19 protein-coding genes, 2 tRNA genes and 2 rRNA genes are annotated in these 16,303 nt (G+C 47.4%); 20 read left to right on the top strand and 3 right to left on the bottom strand.

The annotated features are described in order from the left end of the window. The 7 genes from MHI45_RS14905 to MHI45_RS14875 all read left to right on the top strand — a co-directional run bounded on the left by MHI45_RS14905 (nucleotide 1) and on the right by MHI45_RS14875 (nucleotide 3,021). Nucleotides 1-795: a hypothetical protein gene (locus tag MHI45_RS14905; RefSeq protein WP_076112938.1), complete on the top strand. Its 795-nt coding sequence runs from the start codon at nucleotides 1-3 to the stop codon at nucleotides 793-795. A gap of 19 nt (nucleotides 796-814) precedes the next feature. After that, nucleotides 815-1,285: a hypothetical protein gene (locus MHI45_RS14900; RefSeq protein WP_076112937.1), complete on the top strand. Its 471-nt coding sequence runs from the start codon at nucleotides 815-817 to the stop codon at nucleotides 1,283-1,285. Next, a complete protein-coding gene (locus MHI45_RS14895; RefSeq protein WP_256718210.1) occupies nucleotides 1,286-1,393 on the top strand; it encodes a CD1375 family protein in 108 nt (35 codons plus the stop codon). It begins immediately after the preceding gene. Nucleotides 1,394-1,451: 58 nt separating this feature from the next. Next, nucleotides 1,452-1,592 carry a CD1375 family protein gene (locus MHI45_RS14890; protein WP_179091818.1) on the top strand — a complete coding sequence of 47 codons (141 nt, stop codon included), beginning with the start codon at nucleotides 1,452-1,454 and terminating at the stop codon, nucleotides 1,590-1,592. 93 nt (nucleotides 1,593-1,685) lie between these two features. Then, nucleotides 1,686-2,090 carry a hypothetical protein gene (locus MHI45_RS14885; RefSeq protein WP_144024423.1) on the top strand — a complete coding sequence of 135 codons (405 nt, stop codon included), beginning with the start codon at nucleotides 1,686-1,688 and terminating at the stop codon, nucleotides 2,088-2,090. An 11-nt stretch (nucleotides 2,091-2,101) separates the two neighbouring features. Continuing rightward, the gene (locus MHI45_RS14880) at nucleotides 2,102-2,806 is read left to right on the top strand and encodes a M15 family metallopeptidase (protein WP_076112934.1); all 705 of its coding nucleotides are present in this window, start codon (nucleotides 2,102-2,104) and stop codon (nucleotides 2,804-2,806) included. After that, nucleotides 2,806-3,021: a phage holin gene (locus MHI45_RS14875; RefSeq protein ID WP_076112933.1), complete on the top strand. Its 216-nt coding sequence runs from the start codon at nucleotides 2,806-2,808 to the stop codon at nucleotides 3,019-3,021. Before MHI45_RS14880 ends, MHI45_RS14875 begins: the two co-directional genes overlap by 1 nt. Before the next feature lie 343 nt (nucleotides 3,022-3,364). Here the strand turns inward: MHI45_RS14875 and MHI45_RS14870 are convergent, their stop codons facing one another. Further along, a complete protein-coding gene (locus MHI45_RS14870) occupies nucleotides 3,365-3,994 on the bottom strand; it encodes a DUF1796 family putative cysteine peptidase (RefSeq protein ID WP_076112932.1) in 630 nt (209 codons plus the stop codon). 161 nt (nucleotides 3,995-4,155) lie between these two features. Here MHI45_RS14870 and MHI45_RS14865 point away from each other — a divergent pair, with 161 nt between their 5' ends. The 5 genes from MHI45_RS14865 to MHI45_RS14845 all read left to right on the top strand — a co-directional run bounded on the left by MHI45_RS14865 (nucleotide 4,156) and on the right by MHI45_RS14845 (nucleotide 9,326). Next, nucleotides 4,156-5,031 (top strand): glycosyltransferase family 2 protein, encoded by an 876-nt coding sequence (locus MHI45_RS14865; RefSeq protein WP_076112970.1) that lies wholly within the window; start codon nucleotides 4,156-4,158, stop codon nucleotides 5,029-5,031. Between the two features lie 368 nt (nucleotides 5,032-5,399). Next, entirely contained in the window at nucleotides 5,400-6,092 is a 693-nt protein-coding gene (locus MHI45_RS14860; protein WP_076112931.1) for a phosphoadenylyl-sulfate reductase, read from the top strand. Between the two features lie 40 nt (nucleotides 6,093-6,132). Then, entirely contained in the window at nucleotides 6,133-7,302 is a 1,170-nt protein-coding gene (gene sat / locus MHI45_RS14855; RefSeq protein WP_076112930.1) for a sulfate adenylyltransferase, read from the top strand. Between the two features lie 78 nt (nucleotides 7,303-7,380). After that, nucleotides 7,381-8,127, top strand: coding sequence for an N-acetylmuramoyl-L-alanine amidase CwlD (gene cwlD / locus MHI45_RS14850; protein ID WP_076112929.1), 747 nt, complete (start codon nucleotides 7,381-7,383; stop codon nucleotides 8,125-8,127). 89 nt (nucleotides 8,128-8,216) lie between these two features. Next, complete coding sequence (locus tag MHI45_RS14845; protein WP_076112928.1) at nucleotides 8,217-9,326, top strand: Mrp/NBP35 family ATP-binding protein; 1,110 nt, start codon at nucleotides 8,217-8,219, stop codon at nucleotides 9,324-9,326. A 60-nt stretch (nucleotides 9,327-9,386) separates the two neighbouring features. Here MHI45_RS14845 and gerD read toward each other — a convergent pair whose 3' ends face one another. Further along, nucleotides 9,387-10,079, bottom strand: coding sequence for a spore germination lipoprotein GerD (gene gerD, locus MHI45_RS14840; RefSeq protein WP_076112927.1), 693 nt, complete (start codon nucleotides 10,077-10,079; stop codon nucleotides 9,387-9,389). Nucleotides 10,080-10,207: 128 nt separating this feature from the next. Between gerD and MHI45_RS14835 the strand changes: the two genes are divergently transcribed. Both MHI45_RS14835 and MHI45_RS14830 read left to right on the top strand, forming a co-directional pair. After that, on the top strand, nucleotides 10,208-10,798 hold the full coding sequence (locus MHI45_RS14835; RefSeq protein WP_076112969.1) for a KinB-signaling pathway activation protein: 591 nt from the start codon (nucleotides 10,208-10,210) through the stop codon (nucleotides 10,796-10,798). Between the two features lie 164 nt (nucleotides 10,799-10,962). Beyond that, on the top strand, nucleotides 10,963-11,781 hold the full coding sequence (locus tag MHI45_RS14830; RefSeq protein ID WP_076112926.1) for a PPK2 family polyphosphate kinase: 819 nt from the start codon (nucleotides 10,963-10,965) through the stop codon (nucleotides 11,779-11,781). Between the two features lie 37 nt (nucleotides 11,782-11,818). Here the strand turns inward: MHI45_RS14830 and pdaB are convergent, their stop codons facing one another. Continuing rightward, a complete protein-coding gene (pdaB, locus tag MHI45_RS14825; RefSeq protein ID WP_038596963.1) occupies nucleotides 11,819-12,622 on the bottom strand; it encodes a polysaccharide deacetylase family sporulation protein PdaB in 804 nt (267 codons plus the stop codon). Between the two features lie 140 nt (nucleotides 12,623-12,762). On the opposite strand from pdaB, the gene MHI45_RS14820 reads away from it, so the two are divergent. The 6 genes from MHI45_RS14820 to MHI45_RS14795 all read left to right on the top strand — a co-directional run bounded on the left by MHI45_RS14820 (nucleotide 12,763) and on the right by MHI45_RS14795 (nucleotide 16,262). Further along, a complete protein-coding gene (locus MHI45_RS14820; RefSeq protein WP_076112925.1) occupies nucleotides 12,763-13,374 on the top strand; it encodes a stage II sporulation protein M in 612 nt (203 codons plus the stop codon). Between the two features lie 254 nt (nucleotides 13,375-13,628). Further along, nucleotides 13,629-13,859 (top strand): hypothetical protein, encoded by a 231-nt coding sequence (locus MHI45_RS14815; protein ID WP_025336637.1) that lies wholly within the window; start codon nucleotides 13,629-13,631, stop codon nucleotides 13,857-13,859. A gap of 403 nt (nucleotides 13,860-14,262) precedes the next feature. Then, nucleotides 14,263-15,818: ribosomal RNA gene (locus tag MHI45_RS14810) — 16S ribosomal RNA — on the top strand. 105 nt (nucleotides 15,819-15,923) lie between these two features. Next, nucleotides 15,924-16,040 (top strand): 5S ribosomal RNA (gene rrf, locus MHI45_RS14805). A gap of 40 nt (nucleotides 16,041-16,080) precedes the next feature. Then, nucleotides 16,081-16,157, top strand: a tRNA-Ile gene (locus tag MHI45_RS14800). A 29-nt stretch (nucleotides 16,158-16,186) separates the two neighbouring features. Then, a tRNA-Ala gene (locus tag MHI45_RS14795) sits at nucleotides 16,187-16,262 on the top strand. The last annotated feature ends 41 nt before the right edge of the window (nucleotides 16,263-16,303 follow it).

The following is a 16,303-nucleotide window of genomic DNA, read 5'->3' as shown; positions in this document are numbered from 1 at the left end:
ATGGTTTTATATATACCAGGCACAGCTGATCCGCAGCATGTATTAACTGGACAAAGATTTAGTTCAAAAACAAATTATTTTGCGCTGGGCGAGATGCCCTTAAAAAATGCTTCAAATGGTGACGGAGCAGGTGTAAACCACCACCTAGCCAAACAAACATCTGCGGTCCCTGGTACGATCTATTTAAGACCTGTTAATCCGACTGACCCTATTACAGCTTTTCAAGGGGATGTATGGATAAGGAAAGACGACGCGAACTTTAATCCCGCATATTGGAGATCAGATGTAACTATGTTTGGCCTGCGGGGAGTTATGCCAAACAGAAGCGCGGAAAATATCCACTTACCTGCCGCTGCAGTAACGGTATGGGCTAATGATAGAGTGTTTTTGCAGCCCCCACAGGGTTACTATGATGGGTCCACGTGGGTTACTACTGCTGCTCCACAATTTAATGCTTCAAATATTCGTAATGGAGTGAACCTTCTTGGAATCACGGGAACTATGGTAGAGGGCAGACGCACGGCTACCGGAACATTCGTCCACAATGGTGCACAAACTTCTACCATAAACGGACTCGGATTTACGCCCTCAACAGTAGAGACGGGCTTTTTTAATACTGTTAACTATGTCCGTATAGGCTACTCACTTGGACAGTGGTATGGTAGCGCGTTGACCGGAAATCAAACCCAGCCGCTGTCTACAACCTTTCATCAAAGTTCTATTTTTGCCGGGGGTTTTACCATTGAGATACCGTTTGCAAGTGGGTATACAATAACATGGCGGGCGACAGAATAAAAAATAGGAGGATATTAATATGGAAATCGGAAGAAAAATTTATTTTGATAAAGTGACAGGAAATGTAATTCTTGATACTGGTGAAAGAGTTGGTGATGTTGTTAAAACAACTCGCGAGCAGGATTTTGCATCTTTCAAGGTGCTTAATGAACGTGTAGAGGAAACGTTAGGAATGATTGAATTAGAGTTCGGTCAATATAATGTTGAGTTTCGCGAGTCTTGGGGACGATTTCGCGTGAATTTAGAGACAGAAGAATTGGAGTTTTTATATACAAACCCAGAAGCTCCAGAAGAACCTACGGAACCAGTCTACCAGAAGCCCTTAACCGAGCAAATCAAGGGCCTGACAACAGAGCTATCCAGCACACAGATGGCGCTCGCTGATAATTATGAGCAGTTACTCTCTGCACAAAAAGAGGCTGTAAGTGCGCAATTGGCGTTAACCGAGCTGTACGAGCTGGTATTGCCCTTGACTGGAGGTGCTAAGTAAATGACACAAGTATATACAAGCTTGATCCGCGAGGGACTTAAAAAGCTGGAACAAGTACCGGCTGTAATCCGCGAGGATGTTGCCGCGCTGCTGGAAGATAATGCCTAAATGATTGGCAGGGCTGCTGGTGTCCGGCGGTCTACGTCTCATGAAGGGAGGTGACACAATGTCTGTTATTTATGCCTTGTTGATTATTAAGGGGCTGAAAACTTATGCTCAAGTGCCAGCCAAACTGCAGCCTGAGGTTAAGACCTACCTGGCAGCGTCTGATCTGGATGAAAACGGAGAACCATTACCAGCTAAATAAATTTAAGGATGCGCCCAATGAGGCGTTTTTATTTTGCCCTCGGAGCCGATCCGGGGGCTCTTTTTATACAACAACTAGATAAAGGGGTACGTCATGATGGCAGACGCGGGTGCAGATGTAAGAGGAGGGGTTCAGGATGTAATGCCATTACAACAACGTCTTGAAGAGGTAGAAGCGGGATTGAATACTCTGACCAGTGAGTTTGCCCGAATAGCTGCCGAAAACGTTACGGCAAACACTAAGTTACGGTTACTGGAAGAGAATGACCATCGTCAGGATGAAAGTATTAAGGAGATTAAAAGCTCAACCATCAAAATGGAGATTCAGTTCAGTGCAATTATGGCTAAGTTCGACAGCCTCGAAAGCAAAATTTTCTCGTTGCTTCAGCAAGCTAACAAGGACAGTGGGGCAGAGCGGAAACTTTGGATGGACATGATTAAATACATTGTTTTGATTGCTCTTGGAGCAGCAGCAGGCAATCAATTTTTAGGGAAATAGGGAGTGATGTGATGCTTATATTAGAGCAGGTAAAACTTAAATCCCATAAACGTCTGATCGGGCTGCATCCTGTTGTTGTAGCGGCTACGTTGGCTCTCATTGAACGGAGTTACGCCCGGGGAGTCAATATAGTCATTACCCAAGGGCTCCGGACCATTGAAGAGCAGGACGCCCTGTACGCTCAGGGTCGTACGAAGCCTGGGCCTATTGTGACCAATGCCAAGGGGGGGACGAGTTACCACAACTTTGGACTTGCAGTCGACTTTGCGTTGCTCTTGCCAGATGAAAAACAGGTATCTTGGGACTTGAAACGCGATGGTGATGCAGACGGAATGGGAGATTGGACAGAGGTGGTGCAGGAGGCCAAAGCGCTCGGGTTTGAGTGGGGTGGGGATTTTATCTCCATCAAGGATGCACCACACTTCCAAATGGCCTTCGGTCTTACAACGTCTCAGTTACGTGCTGGCAAGGAACCAACAGCATCCCAGGTGGCAGCGGCATATATCAAAATTGGTAAATGTACGAAGGAGGATTCAGAAGTGAAGAAAGATGTAATCGTATCAGTAATCGTGGATGGCCTGAAGGTGGCTGACGGTGTAGCGGACGAAGGGGTAACCTATACGCCAGCAAGAGCCATAGCAGAGGCTCTGGGAGCTACAGTGTCGTATGATGCCAAGAGCAAAACAGTGACAATCAATAGTAAGGAGGCCAAATAGTGAGAAGCAAATGGAGAAACTATGGATTATGGGTATCCTTGGCGGCAGCAGTACTGCTGGGGGTGCAGACCGTTGGCATGATCTTTGACGTGCAATTCACATCGGAGAAATTTGAAGAAGTAATGGCAGCAGTAAATGCTGTACTCGGCGTGCTGGTGGTGCTGGGGATCGTGAGTAATCCAGAGGCTGGCAAAGGTTATACAGATAATATGTGAAAAATTCGATAGGTTAAAAACGATCACGCCCTACCACGGAAGCGGCGGGGCAAGATTTCGCTAGGGGAGTACATGTGTGTAACTCTGATTAATGGAGAGTTTTTTTGATGACTATATATCTCGACCTAATTTACAACCAAACTAATCGGAATTAATCGGAACTCTTGAAAAGAAACTTCCTATTATATATGGCTATCTGAACTAATCGAAATTAATTGTCGCGCTCCACAGTTCTCGAAACGTTAATATCCCTTGGTTATCAAGGATATCAAGCCTCTGGCCTTTATGGCCAGGGGCTTTTATTTTTGCCATAATGACGCTGTGACCATGGCAATGGCTTATTTTATCTAACACTAAAGCCATGCAATATGGATCTCCAGAGATGATCATTATCATGGAACATGTCCGGGACTTCTGGGATTTGTAAGGCGCAAACATTGTTAAAGGGCCAAGGAGTTTCGATGATTCCTTGTACGGGTGCATGATTAATAACAAGCAGGTTAAATGTTCCTTGAACCATCCCGTTTAACACATCCAGCAGTTCAGCGGTTTCATGTATTGTTGCTTCGGTGCGAATAAATAATACCTTGTCAGCGACCCTGAGGGTCTCGAGGAATCGCGGAATGCGGCGCTGTAGTTTTTCTTTTAATTTTGGATAGCTGACAAGCTGCTCCGGTGTATTTTCACTCAGTGGAAAATCATGGTGAGAAAAAGCATGGTACGCTGCGTCCCTAACAATAAAACATTCCGCTTTATGATTAATTCCCGTAATACTAAGATTAGGAAAATCCATGAAATGGGCGAACCGATTTCGCAATAGATTGCTTACACCTGCCAAAACGGGGGTCTCCACCCAATCAATCACCCCACCTACCTTTCGTAATAGAGTGCGGGATAATTGATCTGCAGCGAGGCAGTTATGTCCTAAACTGAAAATAACGTCATAGGTACCCTTGATCTCATTCAATATCATGCGGATCCCCCCCGGATAATTTACTATATTAAATTAATGTCAGGAGAAAAGCGTTTGGACGATCATACATATTTAATTTGAAACAGGCACTTACTTATATCGAGACAAGGCATGGCCTCATAATCTATAAAGTATTAAGTATAGTTGAGGCGGTGCGAGTAATGGTGAAAATATCGGTTTTGTTGCCTGTATACAACTCATCTCTTTATATTGAGGAGTCAATTCAGAGTATCCTTCAGCAATCGTATCCGGATTTTGAACTACTGATTATAGATGATGGGTCTGTTGATGGAACCTTGGGAAGAATAAGGGGGATTCATGACAGCCGTATAAAGGTGATTTCTCATGCCGTAAACATCGGGCTTATCAGAACATTGAACGAAGGCCTTTCGTTATGTACTGGTGAATATATTGCCCGAATGGATGGGGATGACATCGCATTGCCGCACCGTTTGGCACGTCAGGTGGCCTTTATGGATGCGAATCCGCATATAGGGGTTTGCGGTAGCCAAGCAGAATATATCGGCATAACCGGGACTACGGCTAAACCACTAATTCATGACGAAATAAGGTGTTGGCAGTTTTTTCACTGTACGATTGTGCATCCTACTGTCATGCTTAGAAAATCCATTCTGGATAATCATGGAGTCAAATATTGGGATTACCCCCATGCGGAAGATTTTGAGCTGTGGAACCGCTTGGGGGAGGTAACCCAATTGACCAATCTGCCTGAAGTGCTGCTAAAGTACAGGGTGCATACTAACCAGATATCTTACGTCCATGAAACTATGCAAGAACAGATGGCTGAGAGGATCATCAGGCAACAATTTGGGCAAATCGGGCTCAATCCCACCTATGAGGAGTATCAGCTGCATAAGGATTTCTGCCATTTTAGGATTCAGGTTCATGATTTCAATCAATACAACAGAGCGTTAGCATGGGCTAATAAAATCTTGGAGGCGAATAATCGGGTCCGAAAATACAATCATGAGGTTTTGAATTCGGTATTATCCCAATGTTTTACCTTCTCTCAATAAACTTACGGCGGTTTTCTTTAAACTGGTATTTCTCTGGTCCTAAAACACCCGTTGACTTTGTGAACAATGCTCTATTAGGCGCATTCACGAGTTGGAGGCCTTTTTAAAGTAGAAGTTATGGTTTGGTAATTCAGAGTTTCTGACTATATATTCTTCTTATTACAGCATATCTCTCGGTTTTTAAGGATATCAGGCCTCTAGCCTTTATGGACAGGGGCTTTTGGCTTTTTATGGTGCTATAAATGCTATAAAATGCATTGACTTCCTCAGGGAAAGTTATATACTATTCCATATAAAAATAGTTGGAATTGTCGTCATAAGTTCAGCATTATCTTTAAGCTGCATAACTAGGATGGAGGAATACCGTAATGAATCTGCTTGAGAAAGAAGATTTGATTAAAGTTAAGGCTGAGGAACTGGAAAATGCCTCACCTGAAGAGATTATTCGTTGGGCAGTAGAAACTTTCCCGAACATCACCTTTGCCTGCAGTTTCGGAGCCGAAGATGTAGTACTTGTTGATATGCTGCAGAAGGTTAGTCCGTCAACGGATGTTTTTTATCTGGATACGGATTATCATTTCAAAGAAACCTATGAGACAAGAGATATTATGGCTGATAAATATGGAATGGAGTTCGTGCGTGTGTCGCCGCAGATATCTACGCAGGAACAAGCACTTCAATACGGTGATGCGCTATGGAGTGTCGATCCTAACCAATGCTGTGCGATCCGCAAGGTAGAGCCGCTTACCCGCATTCTTTCCCAATATGATGCCTGGATTACCGGGATTCGCCGTGATCAGGCGCCAACTCGCGCCAATTCCAAAAAGGTAGAGTACGATTATAAATTCGGACTGGTCAAATTTAATCCGATTGCGCACTGGACGACTGAGGATGTATGGAATTACATCCGCGAAAATGATGTTGTATATAATCCGCTCCATGACCGCAATTTCCCGAGCATCGGCTGCGAGCAATGCACCCGTGCTGTTATGCCTGGTGAAGATCCGCGTGCCGGAAGATGGTCCGGTTCGGAAAAAACGGAATGTGGACTGCATAAATAAGCAAGGCACGAGAAGCGAGACACAGGAGGAGAGAAATTAGATGACGTCAATACTTCCACATGGAGGAACACTGATTCAGCGTACAGTGGAGGGAGCGCAGAGGGAAGAATTGCTGCAGCAAGCTTCGGACTATAAATCAATCGCAATTAATACATGGACTATCTCTGATCTGGATTTGATTGCCGTGGGAGCCTTCTCACCGCTTACCGGTTTTTTAAATGAAGAAGATTACCGTTCTGTCGTGAAAAGCATGAGACTTGCGGATGGCACCGTATGGAGTATTCCCATCACACTTGCTGTTGAGGATGAGGTGGCCTCAGGTCTGGCTGTTGGTGATACCGTGTCTTTGATCGGTGAAGAAGATGGTGTGATTTATGGTTTGCTTGATGTGCAGAGCATTTACAGCGTAGATCAGCAGCTTGAAGCACAGAACGTCTTCAGAACGACAGATCCGGAGCACCCTGGCGTCAGCAAATTGCTGGCCCGTCCGGCAACCTATGTAGGAGGACCTATAACGGTCTTGAATCGTCCGCAGCCGGAGAAGTTTGGGGAGTTCTACTTTGATCCGGCCAAGACGCGGCAAATATTCGCTGATAAGGGCTGGAGAACGGTTGTTGGCTTTCAGACCCGAAATCCCGTTCACCGTGCGCATGAATACATTCAGAAGTGTGCAATGGAGGTTGTAGACGCTCTGTTCCTCAATCCTCTGGTCGGCGAGACCAAATCCGATGATGTGCCGGCCAATGTGCGGATGAAGAGTTATCTGGCACTGCTGGAAAATTACTACCCGGCAGACCGTACGTTCCTTGGAGTGTTCCCGGCAGCTATGCGTTACGCGGGTCCAAGAGAAGCGATATTCCATGCCATGGTCCGCAAAAATTACGGCTGCACCCATTTCATCGTGGGCCGTGACCATGCCGGTGTAGGTGACTACTATGGAACTTACGAAGCACAAGAGATTTTTTCTAACTTCACTGCTGAGGAGTTGGGGATTACACCGCTATTTTTTGAACACAGCTTCTTCTGCATCAAATGCGGAAATATGGCCTCCAGCAAGACCTGCCCTCATCCGGGTGATCAGCATCTGACACTATCCGGTACGAAGGTGCGTGCGCTGCTGCGGGATGGCCAGTGCCCGCCTCCGGAATTTACGCGGCCTGAGGTTGCGCAAATTTTGATTGAGGGAATGTCTCAGGAAGTTAACGCCTAAATACGAAGAGCCAGTACTATTTGGCCCTCTTGTCCCATATAGATGAGTAGAATCTATCGGGACGAGGGGGTCTTTGTTATGTCTGGCCGAAAGCAGCGGAAAGTCTCGGTCTGGATCTCATGGAACAGTATTAAAAAAGGCATGCTGGGCGCAGTGCTGCTTGCTGTGATGATCGGCATCATTGCCTATGATATGCCTACCGCCAAAACGCTGAACTATTGGAGCCTGCCATTGTCCGGTAAGATTATAGCCATCGATGCCGGCCATGGCGGACCGGACGGAGGGGCAGTCAGCCGTGAGGGACTGATCGAGAAGGATATTAACCTCTCGGTGTCGCTGTATCTGCGCGACTATTTGCAGCAGGCGGGGGCGATTGTAGTTATGACGCGTGAAGGTGATTATGACCTGGCCCAGGAGGGCACCAAAGGATATTCCAAGCGCAAGACAGAGGATCTGAAGCAAAGGGTAAGGACTATTGAAGAGAAAGGCGCGGACCTCTTTATCAGCGTCCATATGAACAGTGTCCCTTCCGGCCGCTGGAGCGGAGCGCAAACCTTCTATTATCCCAACAACGAAGGGAATAAAGCGTTGGCGGGCTTTGTGCAGGATGAGCTCAAGGCTACACTGGAGAATACCGATCGTGTAGCTAAAACTGTGAATACAGTGTATCTGTTAAAAGCATTGAAAATGCCGGCTGTGCTTGTGGAGGTAGGCTTTCTGTCACATCCGCAGGAGTCGGCTTTGCTTGGAGACGATGTCTATCAGCGGAAGGTGGCAACGAGCATTTACCGCGGGATTATGCGGTATGCTTCAGAGCAGCAGTGAGGAGGGACTACTCATCCGCAGAGGGGGAATGCTATAATAGACAAAAATACCGGAACCTTATCCGTCCGGAAGGAACAGAGGTGCTTTCCATGCTGACCAGGGAACAAATTCAGGAACTATTGCAGTCGCTTACAGACCCGGAATCCGGAAAAAGCCTTGTGGAGCTGCAGCTGATTCGCGATATTATGATCAAGGAAGACCGCATATCCTTATCTCTTGTATGTCTGGACCAAGATGAGAAGAGCCGTATGGAGTTGGAGCAGCAGGTGCGTGATCTGCTTACAGCGGGCGGAGCCGGCAATGTGCATATCCGGCTGCGTGATGCCACCGACTATGAGCGCTCTATCTTGCGCGGAGAGAGCGTGGACGATGTGCCGGAAGATCGTCAAGGGGACAAGCTTAAAGGGCATGCAGCGGGTCTTGAGGGCCATGAGCTGATTGGTGAGAACTCCGGCGTGAACTTCATCGCTATCGCCAGCGGCAAGGGCGGGGTCGGCAAATCAACCGTGACGGTAAATCTGGCAGTGGCACTCGCCCGAAAAGGGAAGAAGGTCGGATTGATTGATGCTGATATTTATGGCTTCAGTATTCCGGACATGATGGGGATTGAAGAGGGCCCGATTGTCGAAGAAGGCACCATTATACCTGTAGAACGTTTCGGAGTGAAGGTCATGTCCATGGGCTTTTTCATCCGTGAGAATAGTCCTGTCATCTGGAGAGGACCCATGCTTGGCAAGATGCTCCGCCAGTTCTTCAGCGACGTAGGTTGGGGAGAGCTTGACTACATGCTGCTTGACTTGCCTCCAGGTACGGGTGATGTGGCGCTGGATGTGCATCAGATGCTGCCGCACAGCAAGGAAATCATCGTAACTACGCCCCATGCAACAGCAGCCTTTGTAGCGGCTAGAGCAGGTTCAATGGCTTTGCAGACAGAGCATGAGATTCTTGGGGTCATTGAGAATATGGCCTACTATGAATGCTCGGAATGCGGCAAAAAGGACTATATTTTCGGCCGCGGCGGCGGGGCGAGACTAGCAGAGACACTGCATACGGAGCTGCTGGCCCAGGTGCCGCTTGGCGCACCGGATAATCATATCTCCGAACCGGATTTCTCACCGTCCGTATATAAACCCGAAACAGCTACCGCACAGCTGTTTGCGGAGATTGCCGATAAATTGATTGCGAAGTATGAGCAGTAATTCAGATTGGCATTAAAAAGAGGCCGTCCCAATTGTAAGTGGGACAAGGCCTCTTTTTATTTAGGAACCGGAATCATCGCCGCCTTCTTGCTTCTGGCTGTCCCCGCCGCTTCCTTGATCCCCGCCGCCTTTTTCCCCGCCTTTCTTTTCAACCTTCGGTTGAAGTTCATCCTGGACTACCGTTTTAAGCAAACCAAGCACTTCCATGCGGAATAGGGGATTTTGCATCGCTTCCTGCATAATGGTCATGGATTGCTTGCGGTAATCTGAAGTTTTAGTAAGGTCTAGGAACATTTTCATCATTTCGGGCGACTTCATGATCTCTTCAATTGATTTTTGATACGTTGGGTCTTTGATCAGCTGAAGATGCAGCTCCTTGCTCTGGGTATTGATCGCTTTGGCAAATTCACCGGCAAATTGCGGATCGGTCATAATTTTTTCAATTTCTTTTTGATACTCCGGAGCTGTAATTGTGTCCTTGACGGCAATCCGGATTTGCTCCGTCGTTTGGAGCGGCATCATTTTCATGCTCAGCCCGCCGCCGCTTCCTTCGGAGCCGGAGCTTGGACTGGAGAGTGCCTCCTCTACGGCTTTCTTTCCCTCATCGCTTTTCAATATATCAACAACCATGGTCTTCATTTCCTTGTATCCCATCTGCCCGGATGATGAACTGCTCTGTTCTCCTCCGCAGGCCGTTAAAGCCATAATTAAGCTTAAAGCCAGGCCTCCGGACCATAAACTCCTCCATTTCATTGGCGCTGCCCCTCCTTTGTAGGATTCCTGACTGTAGTATGCCGCGCGGACACACATTTATGTTGCAGTATAATGGTTTTTTGACGGTAAGCTTGGTAAAATAAATCTGACACGGGGAGGTGAACTGGCTGAGTATAAGGAAATGGTTTTATTTGTTCTGGACCACACTTCTGATCGGTGCGGGCGGAGCGGTAGTAGCTGGACTTGCACTGCAGGCTGTGAATGGCCGAATCGAGTTCAAAAGCACTGCCGATCTCTTCATTTACCCCCTGATCCTTTTTGGCTATGGCATGCTTGTCAGCGTTTACTCGCAGCTCGGCTTCTTTGCGTATCTGATTCTCAACTATATGGGAACAGGTGTGTTTCGGCGAAAGGTCTGGCAGTACATACAACTGGTGCTGGCTGTGCTTGCCCTGCTCGAGCTGATCTTTCTGCGAACTTTTGTAGGAGGAGAACGAAACGTCGTCTCTGATTTGATTCTGGGCATCGTTATATTGCTTACAGCCATTATTGTGTCCTACTTTAAAGTACGAAGCACGAATAGTTCAGCCTGGATTCCGACATTTTTCTTTATGACAGCCATCACGATAGTGGAGACGATTGGTGTGCTCCGCATAGGAGTGGACAGCGCTACCGTATTTATTGTAATTCCGCTTATTGCAAGCAATGCATTCCAAATTCTGATGCTGCACCGTATTCTGAAACCACGAACAGGATAATTATGAAAATACAAAGAACCCCGTTCTCCAGATGAGAAGCAGGGTTCTTTGTGATTCCTCCAGCCGGCGATTAAAATCAGGAGGAGGAGGTTAATCTTAAAGACATACTACATATTTTAAAGATGCGGCTGTTCATGCTCACAAAACTTTGAGGAGGGGAATATATGAACATCAAGCGCTATATGATAAAAGACACAAACGAAACACTCCTGAGCAAGCTTGATCCGAACGAAAGCGGCGACTTAACCAAGGAGGAAGCCGAGGGCAAGATGAAGGAGCTTAAAGAACGTCTCACCGAGCTGCAGGATATTCTATTTGCCCAGAAAAAGCATTCCCTGCTTGTCATCCTGCAAGGGATGGACTCCAGCGGGAAAGACGGCACGGTAAAGCATATTTTCTCCGGGATCAACCCTCAGGGTTTTATCGTCACCAGCTTTAAAAAACCGTCTCTCGAGGAAGAAGCCCATGATTTCCTGTGGAGAGTGCATATGAAGACGCCGCCCAAGGGCTACATTGCCGCGTTCAACCGCTCGCATTATGAGGATGTCTTGGTTCCCCGCGTGCACGGCAGTCTGCAAAAAGATGAGATGAAACGCCGGTTTCGTTATATCCGCCAGTTTGAAGAAATGCTGGTGGAGGAAGGGACAACGATCATCAAACTCTTTTTGCATATCTCCAAGGAGAAGCAGCTTGAGAAAATTCAGGAGCGGCTGCAGGACCCGGCGAAACATTGGAAGTTTGACGCCAGTGACCTGCAGGAGCGGGAATTTTGGGATGATTATCAGGAGGCTTATCAAGATGTATTTAAAGAAAGCAGTTCAAAAAACGCGCCCTGGTATTGGATTCCGGCCAATCGCCGCTGGTACCGCAATTATCTCGCGTTGGCCATTGTGGTGAAGACGCTGGAAGGGCTGAACTTAAGTTATCCGAAGCTGAACACTCCAACGCCCGATATATCAGAGCTGATATCACCACGCCATTAAAAATTACAGAAGAAGCAGGAGAGAGTGGCGGGTTAGCCTACATTCCGGCAGCGTCTTCAATTCCATCGTCCAGCCAAGCGGAATCACGTACTTCCTTGCCCTCGGCGCTGCCTTGGCTGATTAACTCGGACACAGTAACAAATTCGTAGCCCTGGCTGCGCAGCTTGTCAATGATAAGCGGAAGAGCCTCGTGAGTTTGTTTACAGGAATCGCTGGCATGCAAAAGCACAATATCTCCGGGATGAGCCTTTGTCGTTACTCGATTTACGATATTGTCTACACCGATGTTCTTCCAGTCTAAAGAATCGGTATCCCACTGAATGACCTTATAACCCAGGTCGCTGGCCACCTGAAGCACTCTTTTGTCGAAATCGCCGTTTGGCATGCGGATCAGATTCGGTTCCTTGCCAGTCAATTCGGTAAGCACGGTATGTGCTGTCGAAATTTGGGTGCGGATTTCCTCGTTGCTCAGCGCGCTGTAGTTTACATGCTTGTGACCATGGCTGCCGATCTCATATCCTGAATCTTTAATGCTTGTTACAATTTCCGGATGAGTTTTGCTCCAGGGTGACGACAGGAAGAAGGTGGCCTTATCCACTTTTTTCTCTTCCAGCACCTTGAGGATCGGTTCGGGCCTTTTTTCTCCCCAGCTAATATCAAAAGTTAAAGCGATCAGCTTCTTCTCCGTCGGCACACTGTATATCGCAGAAGGGGCCGTTTCGGAAAAAACGGTAATATTGCCCCTCTCGACATAAACGACACCGGCGGCAAGAAGCGCAGCGGCAAAAATGTAAATGAACCGTTTTATCTTCTTGCCGCTGAATACATAAAAAGAATTCATACTGACAGCGCTCCTCTCCTATGCGAAATGCTTGTTTGTTCTAAATGTATGCTCGTACCCACCGCTTATGACCTCCTCTAGGACAGAAATCATAGTTAAGGCTTTTGAAGCGGTGACGTCAAAACTTCCAGGAGGTGTCTATGTTATCCTTTTTTACGTTTGCCAAAGATTTAACCACGATCCGCAAAGCCTTAATACTGGCAGCCATTCTATTCATCGCAGGGGGTGTGATTGGCTGGATAGGCACCGGCGCTATGCAAAAATTGATTGAACAGCAGCTGCAGGGTCTCAGTAATATCAGTAAAGATCTTAAAGAGTCCGACCATCCACAGTGGAGTTTTTTCAAATTTATATTTCTGAACAATAGTATCAAGAGTGTGCTCATTATTTTCCTCGGTGCCTTCTTTGGGATACTTCCCGCATTTTTTCTGCTCATCAACGGTGCGGTTATCGGATATTTAATCCACTTGTCGGTGCTTCAGGAACAGGATTTGTTTACGCTTATCGTTAAGGGGCTCCTGCCGCACGGGATCATTGAAATTCCGGCAATCATTATCGCCTGTGCTTTTGGACTGCAGTTCGGCGGTAAAATATTCGCAGGTATATTCGGTACAGCCGCCAATAAAGAAAAGCGGAGCAACGCTTGGCCGGTCTTTATGCGGCAAACATTAACGGCATCGGTTTGGATTGTGATCCTTTTATTGATCGCCGCAATAATTGAAAGCACGATTACATTTTCACTTTTATCATAAAAAACCCGGGAATTGAGCATAACATTAAAGCCATACGATTTTGGGGTTTCCTGACAACCGGTGCTATGTATTTGCGGCAAGACCATAGAGGTGATTTTTTCGTAATTATGGTTATAGATACTGCGCTCCGGTTAATCTAGTGTAAACGGATAAACAGGTACAGCTTCCCGTCATCCATGGACTATCTTCTATCACACAAGCAGCGGCATTTGAGGTTTCTGTAAATATTAAATTTCATGAAGGAGGCCAAGCATATGTTGGGAATGTTGTTCAACGAGAAGGAATGTAAGGAGCTGGACTATGTTTTGCGTAAAGAGCTTGATGAGATGCTTCTGGATTTAAGTGATCAACGCTTGGACCAAAATATCAGGCATGCCATTGCCAATCGATATAAAACAGTATTTCGTATGTACGCACGTTTTGCTCCTCAGAAAGAGCTGTCTAAATATGCGTGGGGCGGCCGGTCATCCCAATTTAAACATTAAAATTAGAGGGCTGATACTTAGGGTTCAATCGCTTGTCCATGAAATTAACTAAATAGGTTGACTAAAAGGGAGCCGCTATGATACATTATATCTCGCGCTCCTTTTCTATGTATTGAAAAGCAGCTGCAGGCAAGGAAAAACGAAAAAAACTTTTTTTCAAAAAAAGACTTGCCAAAATGATAAACACTGTGATATATTATAAAGGTCGCCGCTGAGACGCGGTGAAGAGTTAAAAAGAGACATTGATCTTTGAAAACTGAACAACGAGTGAGTGGGAAATCACGCAAGTGAGATCCAAAACTGATGAGTTTCACAGCGTATTTATACGCTTTAGAAATTTCATCGTGAGAATGTAAATTCTCGTCAGATGTTTCAAAATGAGCAATCGCTCTTTCTGGATACCAATTTGGAGAGTTTGATCCTGGCTCAGGACGAACGCTGGCGGCGTGCCTAATACATGCAAGTCGAGCGGAGTTATGAAGGAGCTTGCTCCGGATTAACTTAGCGGCGGACGGGTGAGTAACACGTAGGCAACCTACCTCTTTGACTGGGATAACTACCGGAAACGGTAGCTAATACCGGATAATTCCTTTGTTCACATGGACGAAGGATGAAAGGCGGAGCAATCTGCTACAAGGAGATGGGCCTGCGGCGCATTAGCTAGTTGGTGGGGTAACGGCTCACCAAGGCGACGATGCGTAGCCGACCTGAGAGGGTGAACGGCCACACTGGGACTGAGACACGGCCCAGACTCCTACGGGAGGCAGCAGTAGGGAATCTTCCGCAATGGGCGAAAGCCTGACGGAGCAACGCCGCGTGAGTGATGAAGGTTTTCGGATCGTAAAGCTCTGTTGCCAGGGAAGAACGTCCGGTAGAGTAACTGCTACCGGAGTGACGGTACCTGAGAAGAAAGCCCCGGCTAACTACGTGCCAGCAGCCGCGGTAATACGTAGGGGGCAAGCGTTGTCCGGAATTATTGGGCGTAAAGCGCGCGCAGGCGGCTATTTAAGTCTGGTGTTTAAACCTTGGGCTCAACCTGAGGTCGCACTGGAAACTGGGTGGCTTGAGTACAGAAGAGGAAAGTGGAATTCCACGTGTAGCGGTGAAATGCGTAGATATGTGGAGGAACACCAGTGGCGAAGGCGACTTTCTGGGCTGTAACTGACGCTGAGGCGCGAAAGCGTGGGGAGCAAACAGGATTAGATACCCTGGTAGTCCACGCCGTAAACGATGAGTGCTAGGTGTTAGGGGTTTCGATACCCTTGGTGCCGAAGTTAACACAGTAAGCACTCCGCCTGGGGAGTACGGTCGCAAGACTGAAACTCAAAGGAATTGACGGGGACCCGCACAAGCAGTGGAGTATGTGGTTTAATTCGAAGCAACGCGAAGAACCTTACCAGGTCTTGACATCCCTCTGAATCCACTAGAGATAGTGGCGGCCTTCGGGACAGAGGAGACAGGTGGTGCATGGTTGTCGTCAGCTCGTGTCGTGAGATGTTGGGTTAAGTCCCGCAACGAGCGCAACCCTTGACTTTAGTTGCCAGCAGGTAAGGCTGGGCACTCTAGAGTGACTGCCGGTGACAAACCGGAGGAAGGTGGGGATGACGTCAAATCATCATGCCCCTTATGACCTGGGCTACACACGTACTACAATGGCCGGTACAACGGGAAGCGAAGCCGCGAGGTGGAGCCAATCCCAGCAAAGCCGGTCTCAGTTCGGATTGCAGGCTGCAACTCGCCTGCATGAAGTCGGAATTGCTAGTAATCGCGGATCAGCATGCCGCGGTGAATACGTTCCCGGGTCTTGTACACACCGCCCGTCACACCACGAGAGTTTACAACACCCGAAGTCGGTGGGGTAACCCGCAAGGGAGCCAGCCGCCGAAGGTGGGGTAGATGATTGGGGTGAAGTCGTAACAAGGTAGCCGTATCGGAAGGTGCGGCTGGATCACCTCCTTTCTATGGAGAATCGTCACCTGCAACGGTGACATTCAAATCGGAAGCTTAGCTTCCAAAACACTCACTCGTGTTCAGTTTTGAAAGAGCAAGTCTCTTTCGTATGCGTTTGGTGGCGATAGCGGAGGGGTTCCACACGTACCCATCCCGAACACGACCGTTAAGTCCTCCAGCGCCAATGGTACTTGGACCGAAGGGTCCTGGGAGAGTAGGACGCTGCCAAGCGGACAACCAATCCTTTGGTTGACTCAATGTTATGTTATATGGGCTTTTAGCTCAGTTGGTTAGAGCGCACCTCTGATAAGGGTGAGGTCGGTGGTTCGAGTCCACCAAGGCCCACCATATAACATTTAACAGGATAGTACTTTTATGGGGCCATAGCTCAGCTGGGAGAGCGCCTGCCTTGCAAGCAGGAGGTCAGCGGTTCGATCCCGCTTGGCTCCACCAAAATGATTTAAACTCAATACTTCTTTAAACTTGATCCTTGA

This window comes from Paenibacillus sp. FSL H3-0321 (assembly GCF_038002865.1).
In the GTDB taxonomy this organism is placed as follows: domain Bacteria; phylum Bacillota; class Bacilli; order Paenibacillales; family Paenibacillaceae; genus Paenibacillus_AQ.
The sequence above is the reverse complement of the archived record's forward strand: the minus strand, read 5'-3'. Positions and strand labels throughout refer to the sequence as shown.